This is a genomic window from Acidovorax sp. (assembly GCF_021287135.1).
Classification (GTDB): domain Bacteria; phylum Pseudomonadota; class Gammaproteobacteria; order Burkholderiales; family Burkholderiaceae_C; genus Acidovorax.
The window spans coordinates 1-23637 of record NZ_JAJTBB010000003.1; the positions used below are offsets into that span (position 1 = coordinate 1).

A 23637-nucleotide genomic window follows, 5' to 3' on the forward strand; every position below is an offset into this window, starting at 1 on the left:
CGCGCGAGCGCGACCGGGCCACGCCCCCTGCGGCAGCGCCCGCCCCCGCGCCATCGCGCAGCGCTGCCGCCGAGCCCACTCGCCCGCGCGGGGCAGCCCCGGCGCCCGCACCTGCCGCCGCTGCGAACCGGGCCGCCCCGGAGGCCCCCGCGGGCGCCCCGGTGTTCACCCAGGGCGAGCTGCCCGAGGCGCTGCGCACGCAACTGCCCACGCTCAAGGTCACCGGCGCCACCTATTCCACCAACCCGGCCTACCGCATGGCCATCGTCAACGGCCAGGTGCTGCATGAGGGCGACCCTGCGGCGCCCGGGCTGGTGCTGGAGCGGATCGAGCCCGGGCGGACGGTGTGGGCGTTTCGGGGGTACCGGTATGCGGTGCCCGCGCAGTAGCGGCGCCGCGCCGGCGCAGCGCGCCGGGGATCGCGCGGGGCGGGGGGCGCGATGAAGATCCTGCTGGCGGACGACCACGTCCTGTTCCGCGAGGGGCTGCAGTTCCTGCTCCAGTCGCTGGGGCCGCAGCCCGAGATGCTGTGCGCTGGCGACTATGCCGGGACGGCCGCGCTGTTCGCGCAGCACCCGGACGCCGCGCTTGCGCTGGTAGACCTGGACATGCCGGGCCGCGAGCGCGAGGGCGGCATCGAGCGGCTGCTGGCCCTGGCGCCGACGGTGCCGGTGGTGGTGCTGTCGGCCTGCGAGGATGGCGACGCCGTGCGCCGCGTGCTGGACGCTGGCGCCATGGGGTTCGTTCCGAAGCGGGAGCGCCCCGACGTGCTGCTGGGCGCGCTGCGCCTGGTGCTGGCGGGCGGTGTCTACGTGCCGCCCATGCTCCTGTCGTCAACGCCACGCGCCGCGCCGGCCGCGGTGCTCACGCCCCGGCAGGTCGAGGTGCTGCACTGCCTGTCCGAGGGCTTGGCCAACAAGCTCATCGCGCGCCAGCTGGGCATGACGGAGGCCACGGTGAAGGCGCACACCGGTGCCATCTTCCGCAGCCTGGAGGTGGCCAACCGGGCGCAGGCCGTGCTGGCGGCGCGGCGGCTGGGGCTGCTGCCGCCCGCGTAGTTCAGGCCGAGTTCAGGCCGCCTCGGGCGCCGGACGGCGGGTGGCCTGGCGCAGGAACGCCCGCAGGCGCGCGGCGGGCACGGGCTTGTGCAGCACCGGGTACCCGCTGGCGCTGGCCTCGCGCAGCCGGTCGGGCGCGGTGTCGCCCGTGACGATCAGCGCCGCGATGGCGTTGCCCCAGGCGCCGCGCACCTGTGCGATGGCCTCGGCGCCGGTGCGCTCGTCGCGCAGGCGGTAGTCGGCCACGATGGCGTGCGGCGGGTGGGTGAGCCGGGCCAGGGCTTCGCTGGCGGAGCTGGCCAGCGTCACCTGGTAGCCCCAGTCGCCCAGCAGCAGGGCCATGGCGTCGCGCACGCCGGCTTCGTCGTCGATGACCAGGATGTGTGCGCCCGCCACGTCGGCGGACGCTTCGGGCAGCGCCTCGGAGGGCAAGGGGCCGGCGGCCGACGGCATCGCGGCGTGTGCGGGCAGCGCCAGCGTGAAGGTGGTGCCCCGGCCGGGGGCCGAACGCAGGGTGAGCGCATGGCCCAGCAGCTTGCCCAGGCGCTCCACCACGGCCAGGCCCAGGCCCAGGCCCTTGCTGCGGTCGCGCTCGGGGTTGTGCAGCTGCACGAATTCGCGGAACACCGTGCGGTGGTGTTCCGGCGCAATGCCCACGCCGGTGTCGCGCACCTGCAGCACGGTGGTGCCTTCCTGCGTGTACCACAGCAGCGCGACCTCGCCCGCGTGCGTGTAGCGCACGGCGTTGGACAGCAGGTTGCGCAGCATGGTCTCGAGCAGGACGGGGTCGGACTCGACCACGGTCGGCGGTCCTTCGCAGCGCCACGCCAGGCCCTTGGCCTGCGCCAACGGCGCAAACTCTGCCGCCAGCCGGTCGAGCAGCCCGTGCAGCGCCACCGGGCCGCGCTGGGGCTGCAGCACGCCCGCGTCCAGCCGCGAGACATCCAGCAGCGCGTTGAGCAGGCCCTCCAGCGCACCCACGCTGCCCGCAATGCGGCCCGCCAGGGCCTCCAGCCCGGACCCGCCGGCCCGCTGCTGCAGCGCGGTGACGAACAGGCCCAGCGCGTGCAGCGGCTGGCGCAAATCGTGGCTCGCGGCCGCCAGGAAATGCGTCTTGGCCAGGCTGGCCTGCTCGGCCAGTTCCTTTTGCTGCTGCAGGCTTTCGGCCAGCGCAATCTTTTCGAACTGCAGGCGGATGGTCTCCATCGTCATGCCGTGCGCCTGGCCCATGATGCGGTAGAGGATGCCCAGGAAGAACACCAGCCCCACGCCCATGCCCACGCCGCCCTCGCTGCCTTGCAGGGCCAGTGCCACGGCGGTGAGCCCCACGGACGGCACGGCAAAGGCGAATTCGGACCGGGGCCAGAACGAGGTGACGAAGATCGAGCCGGTGGAGGTGCCCACCACCATGGTGATCAGCAGCATCTGCAGCGCCGGGGAGTCGTGCACCAGGAACAGCATCCCGGCCACGCCCCAGGCCACGCCGTCCAGCAGGGCCGACACCGTGACCTCGTTGGCCCAGCGCACTGCGCTGGCGTGGTCCGTCACGCTGGCCGCGTAGCGGCGCACCAGCAGGTAGCGCAGCCCGGGCGCCAGCAGCGCCGCCAGCAGCCAGGCGCCCAGCTGCCAGCCGCCGCAGCGGTTCCACAGCGCGCCGGCCGCGACCAGCGGCAGCGTGGGCATCAGCGGCACCGCCCCCACCAGCACGGCCTGCATGCGGCGGATCGCCTCCTGCTCGATGGCGGCTTGCGCCTGCGCCTGCGCCGGCGTTGTCGTCTGCGGTGTGCCCTCTGCGGCCATGGGCCTGCCTCCTGTGCGCGGTGCGGTGATCGGGTCTGCGGGGCCTTGCATTGTGCCGGCGGCCCGGGTCGTACGACCGGGGCATTGACGTCGTAGGCCTTCAGGCGAATGGACCCGCGGCGGGGCGATTTCCACAATGGCTGCAGCTGGGTGGCGGAGGCCGCCAAGTCCGTCTGCATTGCCGGATGCGTCGTTTGATTGCTATTTATTTGATAGCTGCTAGCGCTTGATGGATAAGCGCTAGAGCCCACTTTTATTCAAAACCTATGACCCGCCCTTTTCGCACTGCCCTTACCGCCTTCGTTCTGTCGACCGCCGCTGCCGCGGCAGGCGCCGCGCCCTATGCCACCACGTACACGGGCACGGTGTTCGAGTCGACGATTCCCGAGGTGCGCGATGGCGACCCGTACAGCCTCACCCTGGTGATGGACAACGGCGGCACCACGGCCCGCACCCAGACCTGGACCCCGGGCGACCTGCAGTGCGCCATCTGGCGGCTCGACAGCGGCGGCACGGCCGTCTTTCGGCACAGCCTGCGCGCGTTCCCGCTGGAGACGCTGGATGGCAATGTCGCCACCGACGCGGGCGGCGCGCTCACGCAGATGGCCAGCGCGCTCGTGTCCGACGGCCTGCGCACCGGCCAGTTCAGCGCCACCGGCGTTGCGCTGGTGCCGCCCGTGGCGTGGGAGGCCGACGGTACCAACCACGTGTTCTTTGACCGGGGTGGCCCCGGCGGCCTGCCGCGCGGCTTTGGCGACGCGGCCGGGGGCGTGCTGATGGATCCGGCCCGCTGGAGCGCACCCCGCGCGGTCGTGGGGCCTTGCGACGACACCCCGGTGGCGGCCGCGGCACCGGCGGCCGTGCCCACCGCCAGCGGGCCCGCGCTGGGCATGGCGGTCCTGGCGCTGGCCGGCCTGGGCGGGCTGCGGCTGCGCCGGCGTGCGGGACCGCAGGGCCGGCGGTTGTAAGGCGGAATTTTGAGGGGGTAAAGACATGAACATTTTTTCCAGGGAGGTTTTCTGATGCACACATCACACGCACACGGCGGCTTCGGCCACAGCCGCGGCGCCGCGGGGCCTACCCCACGGCGCCGGCGCACGGGGCTGCGCGCCTGGGCGCTGCCCCTCGTGGCTGCGCTGGCATGGACCAGCGGCAGCGCCCTGGCGCAGGCCTGCGCGCCCGGCCAGTGGCTGGCCGAGTATTTCCCCAACACGGCCCTGTCCGGGCCGGCGGTGCTCACGCGCTGTGAGAACGGCCCCATCGACCGCTACTGGATGACGGACAGCCCGGACCCGCAGCTGCCCGTGGACAGCTTCTCGGCACGCTGGTCGGCCACCTTGTCGTTCCCCGGGGGCAGTGCGACCTTCACCACCTTCACCGACGACGGCGTGCGGGTATTTGTCGACGGCCGGCCGGTCATTGACAACTGGACGCCGCACGGCATCACCATGGACACGGCGTCCGTGCCGCTTTCCGCAGGCGAGCACACCGTGCGCATGGAGTATTTCGAAGCCGGCGGCGAAGGGCTGGCGCAGCTGGTGGTGGACGGCACCGGGCCGGCACCGGCGCCCGCGCCGCGCATCGTGTCGTTCCTGGCGGAGCCGGGCACCATCGACGCGGGCGGTGCCAGCACGCTGGGCTGGTCCACCGAAGACGCTGTGGGGTGCGTGGCCTCGGGCGGGTGGAGCGGCAGCCGCCCCGCCAGCGGCACGGTCAGTGTCACGCCGGCCGCCACCACCACCTACAGCCTGGAGTGCCAGAACGCGCAGGGCGACAGCACCAGCGCGTCCACGGTGGTCGTGGTGCGCGGCACGCCGCCGGGGGCGCCCAGCATTGCGCACTTCAGCGCCACGCCCGCCAGCATCCGCCGCGGCGAAAGCGCCAGCCTGAACTGGCAGGCCGACAACGCGGCAGAGTGCACGGCGTCGGGCGGCTGGAGCGGCGCGCGCCTCACCCAGGGCAGCGAGCCGGTGAGCCCATCGGCCACCACGGCCTATGCGCTGGTCTGTGCCAACAGCGCCGGCCAGACGGCCAGCGCCACGGTCAACCTCACGGTGGAGGCCACCAACTCGCTGCCGCAGGTGGGCGGCGTGACGGCCAGCGCCACCTCCCAAGGCGTGCGCGTGGGCTGGAATCCCGTGGCGCAGAGCGGCAAATGGGTCTATGGCTACTACGCCGGCTGGTACTGGAACACGTACCCGCCGGAGGCGGTGGATATGACCACCATGACGCACTTCGTCTTCGGGCGGTACGCCCCCGGCACCGGCCCGCTGGGCGGGCAGGCCGGCGACCTGGTGGAAGGCGCGGGCGGCGCGCACACCGAGGTCGAGGAGCCGCTGATCGCCAAGGCCCACGCCAGCGGCGCCAAGGCGGTGATGATGGTGGGCGGCGAAGGCGACGGCCCGGGTTTCCGCGCCGCCACCGCCGATCCGCAGACCCGCGCACGCTTCATCAAGAACCTTCTGGACAAGGCCGAGCAGAAAAACTACGACGGCGTGGACATCGACTGGGAAGAGGGCCTGGACACCGACCAAAGCCGCGCCCAGGCGCTGGCCCTGCTGCGCGAACTGCGCGCGGCGTCGCAGCAGCGCCCCCGCTACCAGGCCACGCCGCTGGAAATCAGCTGGCCCGGCTTCTGGGTCAACGTGAACCACAAGGACGTGACCCAGTGGCACGCCGAAGTGGCGGCCGTGGTGGACCGCTTCAACCTCATGACCTACAGCATGACGGGCGACTGGGGCTGGCTGTCCTGGCACCACTCGCCGCTGTTTGGCGAAGGGCCGCAGCATCCGACCTCCGTGGCTTCCACCGTGCAGACCTACCTGGACGCCGGCATCCCGCGGGCCAAGCTGGGCATCGGCATCGGCCTGTACGGCGCGTATTTCAACAACCCGGTGACCGGCCCGCGCCAGAGCACGGCCGGCATGCAGGGCTGGATGAACAACGGCGACTGGATGAACAACACCCAGCGGCTGGTGGAGGACAACGCCTTCGGCCAGATCGGCGCCACCTACCACTGGGATGACGTGGCCAAGCAAAGCTACATCACCTACAGCCATCCATGGTGGCGCGCAGCCGATGTGCCGGTCACGTACCTGAGCTACGAGGACGAGCGCTCCATTGCCGAAAAAGGCAAATGGGTGCGCGAGCAGGGGCTGGGCGGCACGCTGGTGTGGACGGTGAACTACGGCTACCTGCCGCAGTCCGGCACCAATCCGCAGATGCAGGCCGTGAAGCAGTCCTTCATCGCGGGGGCCGCCGCGGGCTACCGGGTGTACCGCGACGGCGTGGCGATCGCCACCGCCACCAGCCCCGCCTACACCGACACCGGGGCGCCGTCCGGCAGCCACAGCTACCAGGTCAGCATGCTGGATGCTTCGGGCAACGAGGGGCCGCTGTCCAGCCCCGTGGTGGTCCAGGTGCCTTGAGCCTGGGGCCGCCAGCGGCGTGCGCGCCGCTGGCGGCGCTACCGCAGAAACCGGCCGTCGCGGCCCACCAGCGTCAGCTCCACGAAGCGCGACGCATTGCGGTCCGGGGTGGTGGCATGGATCTCGAAGCCGCCCAGGTCCCACTTCTTGAGACCCCACAGCGCATCCAGGAAGGCCGCGCGGCTGGGGTTGCGGCCCGCGCGCTGCAGCGCCTCGGCAAACACGCGGGCGTTGATGTAGCCCTCCAGCGCCAGGTGCGACGGTTCTGCCGTCGCGCCGGCCGCCTTCCACGCGGCCTGAAAATCGCGCACCACCGGCATGACGACGTTCGACGGCAGGGGAACCACCTGCGAGATGGCCATGCCCGTGGCGTCCGGCCCCAGGGCCTTGACGGTGGCGGGCGTGCCCATGACGGACAGCGCATACAGCGCCACGCCGCGCTGGAGTGCGCGGAATGCCTTGACGAACTCGAGGGTGGGCTTGCCGGCCAGGCCGATCACCACCGCCTCCAGATGGCCCCCCGCCAGCTTGGCTGCGGCCGCGCCGGCGTCTGCCGCGTTGTTCTCCACCGTCACGGTCAGGGCCTCGGGCAGCTTGAGCCGGTCCATCGACTGCTTGGCCGCCTGGAACACTTCTTTGCCGAACGAATTGTTCTGGTAGACGATGCCCAGGCGCTGGATGCCGATGGTCGAGAGGTGCTGCACGAGCTTCTCGGCCTCGTCGGCATAGCTCGCGCGGATGTTGAAGACGTTGCGCGCGCCTTTCACGCGGCTGAGCTGCGCCCCGGTGAAGGGCGCCACGAACGGCATGCCGCTGTCAATCACCTTGGGCAGCATCGCCTCGATCATGGGCGTGCCCATGCAGTTGAACAGCGCGAACAGGTCGCGGTCGGCCAGGAACTGGTCCACGTTGGCGAGCGCCTTGGGCACCTCGTAGGCGTCGTCCAGGGTGACCAGTTCGATGGCCTTGCCATGAACGCCGCCCCGGGCGTTGAGGGCGGCAAAGGCGGCCTTGGCACCCTGGTGCATGGCCGAGCCGAGGTCGCCGAGCGGGCCGGTGAGGGCGGTGGACTGGCCGATGCGCACGGCGCCTTCTTGCGCGTGGGCACGGCCCGCGCCCAGCCAGGGCGCGCAGGTGGCGGCTGCGGCCGCGGCCAGCCAGCGGCGCCGCGTGGCATGCGCCGGGGGGAGGGCGAAAGTCAGGTCAGGCCGGGCGGCGGCCGGCCGTTGCGGGATGGACATCACGGGGTCTCCTCTAGAAATCCCGGGCAGCCGCGAGCGGCCCCGGGGAGGCGCCATCATCCCGTCAGAATTGGCATTTTTTTGTCGGTCTGACGACAATCTGAATCGTGGTATTCCCGGAGGCCGGCACCCGGCGCACCGTGCGCGAGCGGGGCCGAGCGGTTTCCTGCAGTCTGCCGGGGGCCTCCTGCGAGATACTCGGCCCGCTCCCCTCTCCGCCCATGGACCACCGAACGCACCACGACCTGTCGCTGCACCAGCGCCGCCGCTCGCCCACCGCCGCCGAGCTGGACGGCATCCCGTGGCTGGGGCTGCTGCAGCCCGCCGAGCGGGAACGCGCCGTGGCTTCGCTGCTGGTGGGCGACGCCAATGCGGGCGACTACGTGTGCCGCGTGGGGCGCCCGGTGACGTACTGGTTCGGGGTGGTCGAGGGCCTGCTCAAGATGAGCAGCGACAACGCGCAGGGGCAGACCATGACCTACGCCGGCCTGCCGCCGGGCGGCTGGTTCGGGGAAGGGACGGCCCTCAAGCGCGAGCCCTACCGCTACAACATCCAGGCGCTGCGCAGGAGCGTGGTGGCCGGCCTGCCGGTGGACAGCTTCCACTGGCTGCTGGACCACTCCATCGGCTTCAACCGTTTCGTGATGAACCAGCTCAACGAACGGCTGGGGCAGTTCATCGCCGCCCGCGAGATCGACCGCCTGAACAACCCCGACGTGCGTGTGGCGCGCAGCCTGGCGTCGCTGTTCAACCCGGTGCTGTACCCCGGCGTGGGCGAGGTGCTGCGCATCACGCAGCAGGAACTGGCCTACCTGGTGGGCCTGTCGCGCCAGCGGGTGAACGAGGCGCTGGCCGCGCTGGAGGCGCAGGGCGCGATCCGCGTGGAGTACGGCGGCCTGCGCGTGCTGGACCTGGCTGCCCTGCGGTCGAGCGTGACGCCCTCCTGAGACGCTGCGCGCCTTCCCTTCGGGGGGACGATGCTCTCGCTGCGGGGCGGTCTTCGCCCTGGCAGAAATAGTGTGTACAGGAGGCCCTACCTGCGCGGCAGTGCAGGCGCGCGGGAGGTGGCCGCCGCCAGGGGGCGCGGGGCTGCCGTGCGCACAGGCGCCGGCACAGCCCTGGGCGATGCGGCGGGGCTGGCCGTGCCCCAGCTGTCTTCGTCGCCGCCATCGTCGCGCGAGAGGCGGAACGCCCCCACCATCTGCGTGAGCCGGGCGGCCTGGTCCTTGAGGCTGTCCGCGGCGGCGGCGCCTTCTTCCACCAGCGCCGCGTTCTGCTGCGTCATTTCTTCCAGCTGCCCCACTGACTGGCTGACGTGGCCGATGCGCTGGCTCTGCTCCTGCGTGGCGGCGGTGATCTCACCCATGATGTCCGAGACGCGGCGCACCGACACCACCAGGTCTTCTATGGTCTGCCCGGCATGGTGGACCAGGCTGCTGCCTTCCTGCACCTGGTCGACGCTGGTGCTGATCAGTGCTTTGATCTCGCGCGCGGCCGTGGCCGAGCGGCCCGCCAGGCTGCGCACCTCGCCCGCCACCACGGCAAAGCCCCGCCCCTGCTCGCCGGCGCGCGCTGCCTCGACGGCGGCGTTGAGGGCCAGGATGTTGGTCTGGAACGCGATGCCGTCGATCACGCTGATGATGTCGGCGATCTTGCGGGAGCTGGCGCTGATGGTGTCCATGGTCTGCACCACCTGCGACACCACCGCGCCGCCGCGCGTGGCGGTGTCCGATGCGGCGGCGGCCAGCTGGTTAGCTTGGCGCGCCGAGTCCGCGCTGTGGGCCACGGTGCCCGTCAGGTCCCCCAGGGCCGAAGCCGCGCCCTGCAGGTTGTGCGAGGTCTGCTCGGTGCGCTGGCTCAGGTCCAGATTGCCGGATGCCACCTCGGAACTGGCCACCAGGATCGAGTCGGCGGCCTGCCCGATGTCGCCCACCAGGGCGCGCAGCCGCGCCTGCATGGCAGCAATGGCCTCCAGCAGCCGCCCGGTCTCGTCGTGGATGCGCACCTCGACCTGCGAGGTCAGGTCGCCGCGCGCGATGCGCTCGGCCACCACCACCGCGCGGCCCAGGGGCGCCGTGATGCTGGCAGTGATGCGCCAGGCGATGAGCGCGCCCAGCCCGATGGCCAGCGCCACCAGCACCGCCGCCACCGTGCGGGCGCGCAGCTGGGTTTGCTCGGCGGAGGCCGTGGCCTCGGCATTGAGGGTGTTCTGCAGGTCGATGAGTTCGCGCAGCTTGGCGCGCCACTGGGCTTCCGCCGGGGCCACCCGCGTCATCAGCGCCAGCGTGGCGCTCACGGTGTCGCCGTCGTCCGCCGTCTTGATGGCGCCCTCCAGCTCCGGGCGCGTCTTGTCCCGCAGCGCGCGAATCTCGCCCAGCAGCTGCGTTTCCGCAGGCGTGGCCGAGGCCGGTGGCAGCAGGTCGGCCAGCGCCGCTTCCTGGCGGGCGTAGTCCTGCAGCGTCTTGGTCACGGCGCTGATCTGCTCGTGCGCCTGCTTGGGGTCGATGTCATTGAGCATGGCCGCCGAGCGCGCCTGGATGCCGATGGCGCTCACGTTCTCCAGCATGCCGTTGACCAGCTTGGCCTTGGCGGCCCCGGCCCCGGTGATCTGCTGCATCTGGCTGTGCAACTTGCCCACCGAGAGCTGGCCCACGGCGGCCACGGCCACCAGCAGCGCCAGCAGGCAGCCAAAGCCCAGGCCCAGCCGGCTGGAGATGGACAGGGATTTGAAAGTTCTGGCGGGCTGCATGGGGTTCCTCATCGGTCACGAAGACGTTGGGCGGATAGAGAGGTCAAGCAACATCGATGCCCGCGGCCCGTCCCGGTGCGGGGCAGTGTAGGCACAAACCGCAGGGCGCGTGATGTGCCTTTGGGATCGGACAATGCGCGATTTGCATGGCGTTCTTGTTACATGTTTGCGACCTGCTGGGCGACAAGGTGTGATGCAGGGGCGTGGCGCCCTCCGATGCTGCGTTTCGAAGATTTCTTCAAGGAACGCATGGGCTCAGCGCAGAGTGCTCTTATTTACGAAGCAAAGCGGCGGCAGTGGGGCGCGATGTACCTGCGGGGAAAAGATTGCTTCTTGTATAAATCAGTTACATCCAGAGGGGTCTAGAGGGAACCCTTAAAGCCCTTTTGCGCCCGGCACTGCGGTGCGCCGTTCGCGGGGCGCGCCATGATCCTCCGGCGCTCTGTCGCCGGCCGCAGGGACCCAGGCGAAAATACCGGCAATGTCCTCGTCTTCCTCCCGCCCGCCCGGCGCGCCTGCGGCGCCGTCGGCCCCGGCCTCTGCCGGCCGCCCCATCCTGCGCCGCCCAGTGCTGGCCCCCCAGCCTGCCCCTGCGGCGGGCCGTAGCGCCGCGCCGGTGCCGCCTGCGCCCCGCAAGGGGCCGGCGCCCGCGCGCCCCCGCCCCGCGCCGTCCGCCGCCAGCGGCGGACCGGTGCGCGGCGCCCCCGTGAAGGCTGCAGCGGCCGCAACGGCCGCCGGCGGCAGCAGCGCCGAGGGTTCGCGGCTGAACAAGCGCATGGCCGAGCTGGGGTTGTGCTCGCGCCGCGAGGCCGACGACTGGATCGCCCAGGGGTGGGTCCGCGTCAACGGCCAAGTGGCCGAGATGGGCATGCAGGTGCGGCCCGGCGACCGCATCGAGGTGGACAAGGCCGCGCAGGGGTTGCAGCAGCAGCGCGTGACCATCCTGTTGCACAAGCCCGTGGGCTATGTGAGCGGGCAGGCGGAGGACGGGCATACCCCGGCCGTGGCGCTCATCAACCCGCGCACGCACTGGCCGGGCGATCCCAGCCGCCAGCGGTTCTCGCCACCGCAACTGCGCGGCCTGGCGCCCGCGGGGCGGCTGGACATCGACTCCGTGGGGCTGCTGGTGCTGACGCAGGACGGCCGCGTGGCCCGCCAGCTGATCGGCGAGGATTCCTCGGTGGACAAGGAGTACCTGGTCCGCGTGCAGTACGGCGAGGTGGCCACCAACGTGCAGGCCGCGTTCCCGCCTGCACAGCTGGCGCGCCTGTGCCATGGCCTGTCGCTGGACGGGCAGCCGCTCAAGCCCGCCCGGGTCGAGTGGCAGAACCCCGAGCAGCTGCGCTTCGTCCTCACCGAGGGCAAGAAGCGCCAGATCCGCCGCATGTGCGAACTGGTGGGGCTGAAGGTGGTGGGGCTCAAGCGCATCCGCATCGGCCGCGTGACGCTGGGCAACCTGCCGGTGGGGCAGTGGCGCTACCTGGCGCCCCACGAGCGGTTCTGAGCGCTGGGCGCCTTCCCCGGCCGGCCTCCCTCTTCCGGATTCAGGAGCCCCGTGCCATGACCTCTTCCTCGCGGCGCAAAAGCGCGGCTCCTCCGTCCCGGGCTGTGGCCAAGCCGCAGGCGCCGGCCTCCGCGGCGGGGGCGCTGCGGCAGCTGCGTGCGTCGGACTTGCGGGGCGTGGCGCGGCTGGCCGCGCAGGCCACGACCCGCGTCAGCCGCGTGGCCGAGGGGGTGCACCAGGCGGTGCTGGGCACGGTGGGCCTGCCCGGCGGTGCGCAGCCCGGCCAGGCCCGGGGTCTGACCGGGCTGGTGTACCGGAGCATTCGGGGGGTGACGCGTCTGGTCGATGGAGGGCTGCAGGCGGGCCTGGCACGGCTGGAACCGTTTTTCGAGCCCGCGCAGGCCTCTGCAGTCGTGCATTGGGAGCGTGAGGCCGTGCTGGCAGCCCTCAACGGCGTCCTGGGCGACCGGCTGCAGCGCGATGGCAACCCCTTGTGCACGCACATGGGCCTGTTCCAGCACGGGCTGCCGCTGGACTTGCCCGCGCTGGCCGCCAGCGGAGCAGCGACCGGCAAGCTGCTGGTGCTGGTGCATGGCCTGTGCATGAACGACCTGCAGTGGCTGCACGGCGGCCACGACCATGGTGCCCACCTGGCCCAGGCCCTGGGCTATACCCCTGTGTACCTGCGCTACAACTCCGGCCTGCACGTCTTCGACAACGGCGCCCAGCTCAGCGCACAGCTGCACGCGCTGGTGGCGGGCTGGCCCGTGCCCGTGACAGAGCTGGCGCTGCTGGCGCACAGCATGGGGGGACTGGTGTCGCGCAGCGCCTGTGCGCAGGCGGGCGGGCTTGCCGCCCCACCGGCGGCTTGGCTGCCGCTGCTGCGGCATCTGGTCTTCTTGGGAACCCCGCACCACGGCGCTCCGCTGGAGCGCGCCGGGCACTGGGTGCATGCGTTGCTGGGCCGCTCTGTGTATTCGCGGCCTTTTGCGCGCCTGGCGCGGTTGCGCAGTGCGGGCATCACCGACCTGCGCTATGGCCATGTGCTCGCGTCCGACGGGCAGGGGCGCGACCGTTTTGACCCCGGACCGGACCTGCGCACCCCGGTGGCGCTGCCGCCCGGTGTGGCCGCCTGCGCCGTCGCCGCCACGCTGGCCGCGCAGCGCAGCCCGATGGCAGAGCGGCTGGTGGGTGACGGACTGGTGCCGTTGCGCAGCGCCTTGGGTGTGCACGACGATCCGGCACGCACGCTCGCATTTTCAAAGGACCGTCAGGCGGTGTTCTTCCGGATGGGGCATCTGGATCTGCTGGGTGACGTGCGTGTGGCCCGCCAGATTGAGCGCTGGCTGGCAGGCGGAGTCTGAGCTTCCGCCCGAAAGGACGTTTTTTTGATCCCAGCGGGCTTGCCGCCCGCGACCGCGCCGCTACCATGGGGCCCGGCGAATGTAACAAGGAGAAACGCGTGAGCGAAGCGAAATACCGTCTGGTGACCCGCAGCGATTTCGACGGACTGGTCTGTGCCGTGCTGCTCAACGAGCTGGACCTGATCGACGAGATCACGTTCGTGCATCCGAAGGACATGCAGGACGGCAAGGTGGCCATCACCAGCCGCGACATCACCACCAACCTGCCCTATGTGCCCGGTGCCCACCTGGTGTTTGACCACCACGAGTCGGAGACCGTGCGCAACTCGGGCCGGCGCGACACCAACCACATCATCGAGGCGCATGCCCCGTCGGCCGCGCGCGTGGTCTACAACCACTATGGCGGCAAGGCTGCGTTTCCGCGCATCACCGACGAGATGATGGCGGCGGTGGACCAGGCCGACTCGGCGCAGTATTCGCGCGAGGACATCCTCAACCCCCAGGGCTGGGTGCTGCTGAACTACATGATGGATTCACGCACGGGCCTGGGGCGATTTCGCGACTTTCGCATCAGCAACTACGCGCTGATGATGGACCTCATCCAATACTGCCGCGACCACACCATCGATGAGATCCTGGCGCTGCCCGACGTGCAGGAGCGCGTGCAGCTGTACCGCGAGCACGCCCCCAAGGCCCGGGAGCAGCTGCTGCGCTGCGGCATCCGCATCGGCAAGCTGGTGGTGCTGGACCTGCGCGAGGAGGAGACCATCTGGGCCACCAACCGGTTCATGATCTACGCGCTGTTCCCCGACTGCGACATCTCCATCCACGTGCTGTGGGGCCTGCAGAAGCAGAACACCGTGTTCGCCACCGGCAAGTCCATCCTGGACCGCGGCAACCCGGTGCACATCGGCAACCTGATGCTGGAGTTCGGGGGTGGCGGGCACGCCGCAGCCGGCACGTGCCAGGTGGCCAACGACAAGGCCGACGGCATCCTGCAGACGCTGGTGCAGCGCATCACTGCCGGCGGCTAAGGCCGTGTTGACGATCTCCCCGAGAGATCGTCAACACGTTCGCAGGCCCGCGCGTGGAGGGCCTGCGGCCTGTCACTCATCGCTCAGGAGCAAGCGGTAGATGGCCGCGCCCAGCAGGGCGCCGACGATGGGGGCGAGCCAGAAGATCCACAGTTCCGACAGCGCGTACGACGGGCCGAACAGCGCCGGGCCGGTGCTGCGCGCCGGATTGACCGAGGTGTTGGTCACGGGGATGGACACGAGGTGGATCAGCGTGAGGCACAGGCCGATCGCCAGGCCACCCATGCCGTTGTTCGCGCGCTTGGCTGTCGAGCCCAGGATGACGATCAGGAACACGGCCGTGAGCACCAGCTCCGTCACCGCCGCCGACAGCAGGCCGTAGCCGCCCGGGGAATGGGCGCCATAGCCGTTGGTGGCAAAGCCGCCCAGCGCGGCCTCGGGCTTGCCGGTGGCAATCAGGTACAGCACGGCCGCCGCAGCGATGGCGCCTGCCACCTGGGACACCACGTAGCCGGGCAGCTCGGAGAGCTTGAAGCGGCCGGCCAGCACCAGGCCCGCAGAGACGGCGGGGTTGAAGTGGCCGCCCGAGATCGGCCCCAGCGCATAGGCACCCGTCAGCACGGTGAGGCCGAAGGCCAGGGAAACGCCCAGGAAGCCGATGCCCAGTTGCGGGAAGGCGGCCGCCAGCACGGCGCTGCCGCAGCCGCCCAGGGTGAGCCAGAAGGTGCCAAGAAATTCGGCAGACCATTTTTGAAGGGAAGTGGGCACGGTGGGGCTCCTACGCAGGGAAATCAAAAGAAAAGGGAACACGGGCGGCGTTGCGCCCGGACGCCCGGGATGGTAGGGGGCTGAATGCGCTCCGGACGGGCGGCTTTGTTGCCAGAGCGTCAACAATGTTTAGGCACGCGCGGCGCCCCCGCCCTTGAAATGGCGCGGTGCGCCCCGAATTAGCACGCGCGAACGGTTTCGCCATTCCCAAGCCCATTCAAGACACCATGAGCCAGAACAAACAGACCCTGTCTTTCCAGGCCGAAGTGGCCCAGCTGCTGCACCTGGTCACCCACTCGCTGTATTCCAACCAGGAAATCTTCCTGCGCGAGCTGATCTCCAACGCCTCCGACGCCTGCGACAAGCTGCGCTTCGAGGCGCTGAACAACAACGCCCTCTACGAAGATGCGCCCAACCTGGAAGTGCGCGTGAGCTTCGACCCAGCCGCCCGCACGCTCACCATCACCGACAACGGCATCGGCATGAGCCAGCAGGAGGCCATCGACCACCTGGGCACCATCGCCAAGAGCGGCACCAAGGACTTCATGGGCAAGCTCTCGGGCGACCAGAAGCAGGACGCGCAGCTGATCGGCCAGTTTGGCGTGGGCTTCTACTCGGGCTTCATCGTGGCGGACAAGATCACGGTGGAGTCGCGCCGCGCCGGCCTGAAGGCCGAGGAGGGCGTGCGCTGGGTGAGCAGCGGCACGGGCGACTTCGAAGTGGAAACCATCACCCGGCCCGCGCGCGGCACCAGCATCATCCTGCACCTGCGCGAGGATGCCGAGGAGTTCCTGAACGCCTGGAAGCTCAAGTCCGTCATCGCCAAGTATTCGGACCACATCAGCCTGCCCATCCTGATGGAAAAGGAAGAGTGGAAAGACGGCGAGCTCATCAACCCCAATGACGAGAACGGCGGCCGCCAGCCCGGCGGCATGGTCAAGACCGGCGAGTGGGAGACGGTGAACAAGGCCAGCGCCCTGTGGACGCGGCCCAAGAAGGACATCACCGACGAGCAGTACGCCGAGTTCTACAAGACCATCAGCCACGACCACGAGGCGCCCCTCACCTGGGCGCACAACCGCGTGGAAGGCAACACCGAGTACACGCAGCTGCTGTACATCCCGTCCAAGGCCCCGTTCGACCTGTGGAACCGCGACAAGAAGGCGGGCGTGAAGCTGTACGTGAAGCGCGTCTTCATCATGGACGATGCCGAGGCGCTGATGCCCACCTACCTGCGCTTCGTCAAGGGCGTGATCGACTCGGCCGACCTGCCGCTGAACGTGAGCCGCGAGCTGCTGCAGGAAAGCCGCGACGTGCGCTCCATCCGCGAAGGCTCGACCAAGCGCGTGCTGAGCATGCTGGAAGACCTGGCCAAGCACGACAAGCACACGGCCGGTGAAGGCGCCGATGGCGTGACCGACGTGGTGAGCGAGGAGGACAAGGCCAAGGAAGGCAAGTACACCGCGTTTTACAGCGAGTTTGGCGCCGTGCTGAAGGAAGGCCTGGGCGAAGACTTTGCCAACCGCGAGCGCCTGGCCAAGCTGCTGCGTTTTGCCAGCACTACCAGCGACGCCGTGACCGTGTCCTTTGCCGACTACAAGGCCCGCATGAAGGAAGGCCAGGAGGCCATCTACTACATCACCGCCGAAACCCTGGCTGCCGCCAAGAACAGCCCGCAGCTCGAAGTCTTCAAGAAGAAGGGCATCGAGGTGCTGCTCATGACCGACCGCGTGGACGAATGGGCGCTGAACTACCTGCACGAGTTTGACAGCACGCCGCTGCAAAGCGTGGCCAAGGGCGCCGTGGACCTGGGCAAGCTGCAAGACGAGGCCGAGAAAAAGGCGGCCGAAGAGGCTGCCGAAGCCTTCAAGCCCGTGCTGGCCAAGCTCAAGGAAGCCCTCAAGGACAAGGCCGAGGACGTGCGCGTGACCACGCGCCTGGTCGACTCGCCCGCCTGTCTGGTGGTGCAGGACGACGGCATGAGCACCCAGCTCGCGCGCCTGCTCAAGCAGGCCGGCCAGCAGGCCCCGTCCACCAAGCCGGTGCTGGAGGTGAACGCCGAGCACCCGTTGGTCAAGAAGCTCGATGGCAGCGTGCACTTCCACGATCTGGCGCACATCCTGTTCGACCAGGCCCTGCTGGCCGAAGGCGGCTTGCCGGACGACCCGGCGGCCTACGTGAAGCGCGTGAATGCCTTGTTGGTGTAGCGCATGAAAATGGCTTCTGGCGCTGATGTGGTAAGCGCTGGAAGCTATTGAAAATATAGCGAACCCGGCGGTCCCGCACTGCCGGGTTTTTTGTGGGTGCGGCTGCCGTTCAGTCTTCTTCGGGCTGCGCCTGCTCCAGGATCCGGCTGTGCGCGCGGTTGCGTTCCTGGGGGTCTGCGTCCATCAGTTCCTTGAGGGCGCCCACGGGCGCGCGCAGCCCCTTGCGCCGGTCGTGCTTCACGGGCAGGTTGCGCCAGCCCGAGAGCACCAGCCAGTCCCACAGCTCGGGCGGGACCTCGTGCGTGATGAGCATCTTGACCGGGCCGCGCACCAACGTGGCGCCCGGCGCGGGCCGGGAGCCCACCGGCGCCGGCCGGCGTTGCTGGCGGATCGACAACGCGTTGCGTATCCAGTCCTTCATGGGCGTGGTGAACCGCGAGGCCACGGAATGATGAAAGAGCGGCCAGCATAGCGGAGATGGCGCCAGGCGGCTGGCACCGCCCTCGGGCCGGGGCTTTGCGCTCAGCGCGGCGGCATGCGCCGGCTGGCCAGCACCACCCCCAGCAGCACCATCATGCCCGCCAGCGCGGTGCGGGCCCAGTCGCCCAGCGTGGGCACCTGGGACACCGTGCGGCGGGACAGGAAGCAGCCCAGTGTGGCCAGGGCGGGGGCGTCCAGCTGGCCGGCGGCGGTGGAGAACCGGTTCCCCCCGGGCGCCGGCCCGGGGGCGATGGCATTGGTGACCAGCGACGCCGTCGCGCAGGCCTTGATGCCGTCGGCCGTCCTGGGCCAGGCGACTTCGGCGGTGATGGTGCAGCCCCCGGGCGGTATGGTGGCGCTGTACAGCTGCAGGCGGCTGCTGCCCGCCGCGGCCGCCAGCGCACCGCCGCCGCAGGTGTGCGCCGCCTGGATGAGCTGCAGCGGCGCGGGCAGTTCGTTGACCACGTTGGCGCCCGGCACGGGCGTGTCGAGATCGGGGTTGGCCAGCGTGATGGTCAGGGTGCTGTGCTCGCCGGGCGCGACCGCGGCGGGGGCGAAGGCTTCACTGACGCTGGGCACCTCCGCCGCCTGCGGGCCGGCGTCCGGCATGCCGGGGGTGCCGCCCGCCGGGGTGGTTGCGGTGGGAGCTGCGCCTGGCCCATTCGCTGCCGGGCTGTGCGCCGAAGCCCGGTCAGCGCCCAGGTCGGCGCGGGCGACGGTGCCAGGGTGGCCGTGGCCGCCCGGCGCGGTCTGCCCTGTGGCCGCCAGGCTTGCAAGTACCAACGCCGTGAAGGCTGTGGCCCGCAAAGCGGTGGAAACGGCGGGAAAAAGCGGGCGGCGTGAAGGCATCGTGAAACCCCTTGCAACGGGGTTTACCGATCTTCTCTTGCGGTTTCACGCGGGGCAATGGACGCCAGGGCTTGCCCGCGCACCTTTGACATTTGTTGACGGCCGGCGTGTCGGCACCACCACGGGGGGCGGCGCGGGGCCGCGCGCCGGCCGCGCCGCGCTGCAGCGCGCCGGCCCGCGGGAACGCCGCGGCGTTCAGTCCCGGGGGTTCATCGGCCCGATCACGTCCAGCCGGTACCCCATGCCGTAGAAGGCGTTGATGGTGTAGCCGTTGTCGGGGCTCAGGTGCAGCTTGGTGCGCAGGCGCGAGACGTGGGTGTCCAGCGAGCGCGACGGTGAGTCGCTGAATTCGCCCCAGGCCGCTTCGCGCAGGTGCGAGCGCGACAGCAGCCGCCCCGCATTGCGGAACAGGAAGAGGGCCAGGTCGTACTCGCGGTTCTTGAGGGAGATCAGTTCGTCCCGCAGCGTGAGATTGCGCTGCTCGGCATCGAAGCGGTAAGGGCCGAACACCAGCTGCTCGCTGTGCGCCTGGGGGTGCGAGCGGCGCAGCAGGGCCGACACGCGTGCGGCCAGTTCGCCGGTGCGCACGGGCTTGACCATGTAGTCGTCGGCGCCGCGGCTCAGGGCTTCGACCACGTCGCGCTCGTCGTTGCGGCGGGTGATCACCAGGATGGGCAGATGCTGGCCCGTCATCTCGCGGATGCGTTGCACGACCTCGATGCCGTCGCGGTCGCGCAGATGCCAGCCCGCGATCAGCAAGTCAAAGGTCTCGTGCCGGAAGTCCTTGAGGAGGTTCGTGGCGTGAACGTAAAAGTGGCAGGAATGTTCGGGCTGGAGGTGAACCCGGATCTTTTCAAGCAGGACGGGATCGTCGTGAAATACCGCGATGCGCATGGTGGAGTCTTCGGGCTGTGCTATCCCGGTATAAATCGAAGAAACCTCTTCCTTCGAAGGGGCATATTCCGATGTTCCGCGAGTTCGCGCATTGGTGCAAACCCATTGACAATCGTTTGCACAAGATGCCCAAAGAACAACGCAGCTGCGGCCCCAGGAGGGCACGGCCCGGACCTCAGGCAAGCCCGGAGGGATCTGGACGTATCGAGAGCGGGCAGTGTGCGAGGGGGCGAGCCGGCATGGCCTCGATCTGCTCGACCAGCATGTCCACCTGCCCGCGCCAGGAGTCGCTGGTGCCAAACCCCGGAAAGTTGGCGGGGAAGATCGGGTCTGCCAGCGGCGCGCCAGCCAGGCGCTGTAGTGGATGAGGCGCAGCGTGCGCAGCGGCTCGATGAGCGCCAGCTCGCGGCGGTCAAAGCGGCGGAACTGCTCATCACCGTCGAGCAGCACGCTGAGCTGGTGCGTGCGCTGGCGCCTCGGGAATTGCAATTCACCAGTTGCGTGCTCTCATCGCGAACGCTCCCCGAGCCTGGTGCCGCCAGGGGTTGCGCCCCTAGCGGAGACACCCCTGAATACACGCCAGAATGCTTGGGCCTATTGACAATAGTTGACATTTGCAGCAGGGGCTGTGGCGGCCGTGTGCGGCGATGATTGACATTTCGTTACTCAGTCTACATCTCGATGCCCACGCTTTTTCGCCCATTCGCTGCCAGCGTGATCGCGCTGATTTGCAGCCACAGCATTGCCCAGGAGGTGCCGGAAATTCCCACGGTTTCCTGCACAACCAATCCGTCGTCCTTCAACACCGGTGTGAACGCTGACGGTTCCATGATCGCTGCGGGTTCGCCCGATCTGCAGTGGTGGGTGACGTCGGTGATGCAGAACAACGCGACAAACATTCCGCCTCCCGGCGGTGCAGTCTGGACCCCTGCCTATGTGCCCACGGCGCCGCCGCCCTATGCGCACCCGAGCCAGGCAGATTGGGTGTCCCCGCTGCCTGGCGGATACACCTATCCTAGAAACTCGCCTTACCCGTGGCCCTATCCCACCCCGGTCACCACTTACTACCGAACGCAGTTCAATTTGGCCCCTGAGGTGCCGCCATCCGCCGTGCAGTTCACCATGAACTATGTGGTTGACGATGTTGCCCACGGGGCATTTGTGAACGGCACACCCACCGCCAGCATTGCGTCACCACTCGTTCTTTCCGGGCCCTGGCAGAGCGGCCTCAACACGATCGTTTTCCCGGTGGACGACTTGGGCTGGAACACCGGCCTGGTGCTGGACAGCCAACCGCCGGCCGCCTTCACAATCTGCAGTGTCTCTCCCATCCGCGTGCAGAAGGCCGTCTCGCAACCCTCGTTCACGCCTGGTGCGACGGCGACCTACTCCGTGCAAGTGACAAGCCTGGGGCTGCAGCAGGCAACTGGGGTGCAACTGGCCGACCCGGTGCCAAGCGGTCTCAAGAACCCGGTCTGGGGCTGTTCCGCCAGCGGGGGCGCAGTCTGCCCGACGGTGACTTCAGGCCCGCCGTTCACCTTTGATCTCCCCGGGCAGGGCTCTTTGACGTTTACCTTGAGTGGCACCGTAGCCACCACCGGAAGCCTGAGCAATACCGCAACCCTCAATCCCGGCACGGGCGGCGTCTGTGCGGCAGATACGCCCACGCCGTGCAGTGCAACGGCCGCGGCAGCCATCGGGGCGGTTCCACGGGTGGTGCCCACCCTGTCGGAATGGGCTTTGCTCGGCCTCTTCGGGGCGCTTGCGCTGTTCGGAGCCCGAAAGGTCGCACGGCGTCCTTCTCGCTGAAAAGCCCCGGGGCCGCTGCAGTCAGGTTCACACGTTTAACGGCGCCTCCTGCATGGCCTCGATCTGCTCGACCAGCATGTCCACCTGCCCGCGCCAGTAGTCGCTGGTGCCAAACCACGGAAAGTTGGCGGGGAAGATCGGGTCCTGCCAGCGGCGCGCCAGCCAGGCGCTGTAGTGGATGAGGCGCAGCGTGCGCAGGGGCTCGATGAGCGCCAGCTCGCGGCGGTCAAAGCTGCGGAACTGCTCATAGCCGTCGAGCAGTGCGCTGAGCTGGTGCGTGCGCTGGCGCCGGTCGCCCGACAGCAGCATCCACAGGTCCTGCACGGCGGGGCCCATGCGCGCGTCGTCCAGGTCCACGAAGTGCGGGCCGCCGCGGCCCCATTCGTCCAGCGGTGTCCACAGGATGTTGCCGGGGTGGCAGTCGCCGTGCAGGCGGATGGGGGTGGCGTCCTTCAAGCAAAAAGAGGCGCCAGCGCCGGTGGTTTGGGCGGTGGCAGCTATCAATTCAAGAGCAATATTGCACTGTGTCTGCCACGCGGCCTGCATGTCCAGTGGGATGATTTCGTTGGCGAGCAGCCAGTCGCGCGAGGCCGTGCCGAAGGTCTGCAAGTCCAGTGCCGGCCGGTGCGCAAAGGGCTGCGCCGCGCCCACGGTGTGGATGCGTGCCAGAAAGCGGCCGATCCACTCCAGCACCTCGAAGTCGTCCAGCTCGGGCTGGCGCCCGCCGCGCCAGGGGCTCACCGAAAAGGCAAAGCCGCCGTGGTGGTGCAGCGTGCGGCCTTCCAGCACCCGCGGGCCCACGGCGGGCACTTCGGCGGCCATCAGTTCGGCGGCAAAGGCGTGCTCCTCCAGGATCTGCGCCTCGCTCCAGCGGTCGGGCCGGTAGAACTTGGCCACCACGCGCTGGCCGTCTTCCAGCGTGGCCTGGTACACCCGGTTTTCGTAGGACGACAGGGCCATGAGGCGGCCGTCGCCGTACAGGCCCACGCTGGCCAGCGCGTCCAGCACCTGGTCGGGCGTGAGGCGGGCGTAGGGGTGTTGGTCGGGCGCGCTGTGGGCGCCAGCGGAGTGGGCGGGGAGGGCGGCGTTATCGTCGAATTCTTCGTTAGGGGGCGATGCGGTCATGCTCCATTGTCGCTGCCCGCCCCGTGCAATCCGCCCGCGTGGCGTCAGCTGGGCAGCATCGTCGCAATATGCCCGGAACGCGGGTCGCCGCCGCCCGCCAGCACGGCGGCAAACAGCGCCTGCGTGGCCTCGGGTCCTGCATGGTGCTGCACCACCAGCCAGGGCCGGGGGCCGGCCGACACGGCGGTGCTGAACTGGGTCCAGGCTGCCACCAGCCGGTCGTTCAAGCCCTGCGCGCCCCAGTCGGCGTGGCGCTTCTTGACCTGCGCGGGGGCAAAGAACATCACCGGCCGTGGGCCGGGCAGTTGGCCGGCGCCGCCCAGGTCTCCCACATGGCTGGCGCCCACCGAGCAGCTGTAGTTCAGGCCCTTGAAGTGCCCGTGCACGCGCTGGCGCAGGCCCACGCTGCCCGCGAAGTCGATGTACACGCTGGGCGTGGTGCTGTCGAGCTGGCCGAGCGCGTCATAGGTGACGACGCGGTCGTAGCAGCCCAGGCTCTCGCAGAACGCCACGTTGCCGGGCGAGGTGAGGCCCACGACCTCGATCCCGTCCCGCTGCGCGAGCTGGAACGCGGTGCCGTAGGCGGTCTTGCTCGACGCGCTGGACAGCAGCATGCGCTTGGCGCCAAAGAACTGCTGGTCCTCCAGAAAGTCGTCGATGAGCCACGACGTGATGAACAGCGGCCGCAGCAGCGCCTGCACATCTTCGTTGTCGGCGCGGTACAGCGGGTCGGTGGTGGTGCGCAGGTAGTGGTTGTAGACCGCGTGCAGGCCCGCGCGGTGCGGCGCGCCGTCGCTGAAGCCTGCGGCATTGGCGCGCTGCGGCAACAGCACCGCCTGCGTGCCCATGGGCCAGTAGCCGTACAGGCGCTCGCCCAGCTCCACGTCGGGGTGCAGCGATGCCATGACGGTGCCAAACCCCCACACTGGCACGATGCCCCAGCCGGGTTCTCCGGTGGGGTAGAAGTGCCAGTAGTTGAGCATGTCGCCCAGGGCGGCATACGTGATGTTGTTGGCGGTGAGGGCAAAGCCATCGACCCGCACGCGGATCTCGCCGTCCGCCAGGGCGGGTTCGTCGGCGGTGACCAAGCGGGTGGTGGCCAGATCGTCCTGGCGCACGAAGAGGGTGGTGGTGCTCATGCCGGCACGCTAAACGAAAGTGCGAACCGGCTCAATGCCATCCTGAAATCGGTCACGTATGTGACAGACAAAAAAGTAAAGGCGTGAACCGAGTTGCAACGTTTGTCACATTTGCACACGCTGTGAAGGGCTAGCAAAGCCCTACGATCTCGCGGTCTTTGGCTATCGACCAAAGCGGTTCCATTGCG

19 protein-coding genes and 1 pseudogene are annotated in these 23637 nt (G+C 69.5%); 10 read left to right on the plus strand and 10 right to left on the minus strand.

From position 1 onward, the window contains the following. A partial coding sequence (locus LWW96_RS00250; RefSeq protein ID WP_291483533.1) for a general secretion pathway protein GspB occupies positions 1-389 on the plus strand: 389 nt, incomplete at its 5' end. Between the two features lie 51 nt (positions 390-440). Beyond that, complete coding sequence (locus LWW96_RS00255) at positions 441-1058, plus strand: response regulator transcription factor (protein ID WP_291483535.1); 618 nt, start codon at positions 441-443, stop codon at positions 1056-1058. 12 nt (positions 1059-1070) lie between these two features. Here the strand turns inward: LWW96_RS00255 and LWW96_RS00260 are convergent, their stop codons facing one another. After that, positions 1071-2858, minus strand: a complete 1788-nt coding sequence (locus LWW96_RS00260; protein WP_291483538.1) for an ATP-binding protein — start codon at positions 2856-2858, stop codon at positions 1071-1073. A gap of 266 nt (positions 2859-3124) precedes the next feature. On the opposite strand from LWW96_RS00260, the gene LWW96_RS00265 reads away from it, so the two are divergent. Together LWW96_RS00265 and LWW96_RS00270 are read left to right on the plus strand one after the other, a co-directional pair. Continuing rightward, on the plus strand, positions 3125-3826 hold the full coding sequence (locus tag LWW96_RS00265) for a hypothetical protein (RefSeq protein WP_291483540.1): 702 nt from the start codon (positions 3125-3127) through the stop codon (positions 3824-3826). A gap of 54 nt (positions 3827-3880) precedes the next feature. Continuing rightward, positions 3881-6286: a glycosyl hydrolase family 18 protein gene (locus LWW96_RS00270; RefSeq protein ID WP_291483542.1), complete on the plus strand. Its 2406-nt coding sequence runs from the start codon at positions 3881-3883 to the stop codon at positions 6284-6286. 38 nt (positions 6287-6324) lie between these two features. On the opposite strand, the gene LWW96_RS00275 is transcribed toward LWW96_RS00270, so the two are convergent. Further along, positions 6325-7527, minus strand: a complete 1203-nt coding sequence (locus tag LWW96_RS00275; protein ID WP_291483544.1) for an ABC transporter substrate-binding protein — start codon at positions 7525-7527, stop codon at positions 6325-6327. A 221-nt stretch (positions 7528-7748) separates the two neighbouring features. On the opposite strand from LWW96_RS00275, the gene LWW96_RS00280 reads away from it, so the two are divergent. Further along, the gene (locus tag LWW96_RS00280) at positions 7749-8474 is read left to right on the plus strand and encodes a Crp/Fnr family transcriptional regulator (RefSeq protein ID WP_291483546.1); all 726 of its coding nucleotides are present in this window, start codon (positions 7749-7751) and stop codon (positions 8472-8474) included. An 86-nt stretch (positions 8475-8560) separates the two neighbouring features. Here LWW96_RS00280 and LWW96_RS00285 read toward each other — a convergent pair whose 3' ends face one another. After that, complete coding sequence (locus LWW96_RS00285; RefSeq protein WP_291483548.1) at positions 8561-10276, minus strand: methyl-accepting chemotaxis protein; 1716 nt, start codon at positions 10274-10276, stop codon at positions 8561-8563. A gap of 481 nt (positions 10277-10757) precedes the next feature. Here LWW96_RS00285 and LWW96_RS00290 point away from each other — a divergent pair, with 481 nt between their 5' ends. From LWW96_RS00290 to LWW96_RS00300, 3 genes are all read left to right on the plus strand, one after another. Beyond that, complete coding sequence (locus LWW96_RS00290; RefSeq protein WP_291483550.1) at positions 10758-11780, plus strand: pseudouridine synthase; 1023 nt, start codon at positions 10758-10760, stop codon at positions 11778-11780. Positions 11781-11836: 56 nt separating this feature from the next. After that, entirely contained in the window at positions 11837-13144 is a 1308-nt protein-coding gene (locus tag LWW96_RS00295; RefSeq protein ID WP_291483553.1) for an alpha/beta hydrolase, read from the plus strand. Between the two features lie 98 nt (positions 13145-13242). Further along, positions 13243-14178: an exopolyphosphatase gene (locus tag LWW96_RS00300; RefSeq protein WP_291483555.1), complete on the plus strand. Its 936-nt coding sequence runs from the start codon at positions 13243-13245 to the stop codon at positions 14176-14178. A gap of 72 nt (positions 14179-14250) precedes the next feature. On the opposite strand, the gene aqpZ is transcribed toward LWW96_RS00300, so the two are convergent. Beyond that, entirely contained in the window at positions 14251-14946 is a 696-nt protein-coding gene (gene aqpZ, locus LWW96_RS00305; RefSeq protein ID WP_291483557.1) for an aquaporin Z, read from the minus strand. Positions 14947-15173: 227 nt separating this feature from the next. Here aqpZ and htpG point away from each other — a divergent pair, with 227 nt between their 5' ends. Beyond that, on the plus strand, positions 15174-17153 hold the full coding sequence (gene htpG / locus LWW96_RS00310) for a molecular chaperone HtpG (RefSeq protein ID WP_291483560.1): 1980 nt from the start codon (positions 15174-15176) through the stop codon (positions 17151-17153). Between the two features lie 109 nt (positions 17154-17262). Here htpG and LWW96_RS00315 read toward each other — a convergent pair whose 3' ends face one another. The 4 genes and pseudogenes from LWW96_RS00315 to LWW96_RS00330 form a co-directional block, all read right to left on the minus strand. Further along, positions 17263-17598 carry a hypothetical protein gene (locus tag LWW96_RS00315; RefSeq protein WP_291483562.1) on the minus strand — a complete coding sequence of 112 codons (336 nt, stop codon included), beginning with the start codon at positions 17596-17598 and terminating at the stop codon, positions 17263-17265. Positions 17599-17675: 77 nt separating this feature from the next. After that, positions 17676-18482: a hypothetical protein gene (locus tag LWW96_RS00320; protein WP_291483563.1), complete on the minus strand. Its 807-nt coding sequence runs from the start codon at positions 18480-18482 to the stop codon at positions 17676-17678. 195 nt (positions 18483-18677) lie between these two features. Further along, complete coding sequence (locus LWW96_RS00325; RefSeq protein WP_291483564.1) at positions 18678-19376, minus strand: response regulator transcription factor; 699 nt, start codon at positions 19374-19376, stop codon at positions 18678-18680. Between the two features lie 175 nt (positions 19377-19551). Beyond that, a pseudogene (locus tag LWW96_RS00330) lies at positions 19552-19853 on the minus strand (hypothetical protein); the annotation flags it as partial. 204 nt (positions 19854-20057) lie between these two features. Here LWW96_RS00330 and LWW96_RS00335 point away from each other — a divergent pair. Continuing rightward, entirely contained in the window at positions 20058-21185 is a 1128-nt protein-coding gene (locus tag LWW96_RS00335) for an IPTL-CTERM sorting domain-containing protein (RefSeq protein WP_291483565.1), read from the plus strand. 27 nt (positions 21186-21212) lie between these two features. On the opposite strand, the gene LWW96_RS00340 is transcribed toward LWW96_RS00335, so the two are convergent. Together LWW96_RS00340 and LWW96_RS00345 are read right to left on the minus strand one after the other, a co-directional pair. Beyond that, a complete protein-coding gene (locus LWW96_RS00340) occupies positions 21213-22310 on the minus strand; it encodes a serine/threonine protein kinase (RefSeq protein ID WP_291483566.1) in 1098 nt (365 codons plus the stop codon). Between the two features lie 44 nt (positions 22311-22354). Then, entirely contained in the window at positions 22355-23449 is a 1095-nt protein-coding gene (locus LWW96_RS00345; protein ID WP_291483568.1) for a DUF2855 family protein, read from the minus strand. Between the last annotated feature and the right edge of the window lie 188 nt (positions 23450-23637).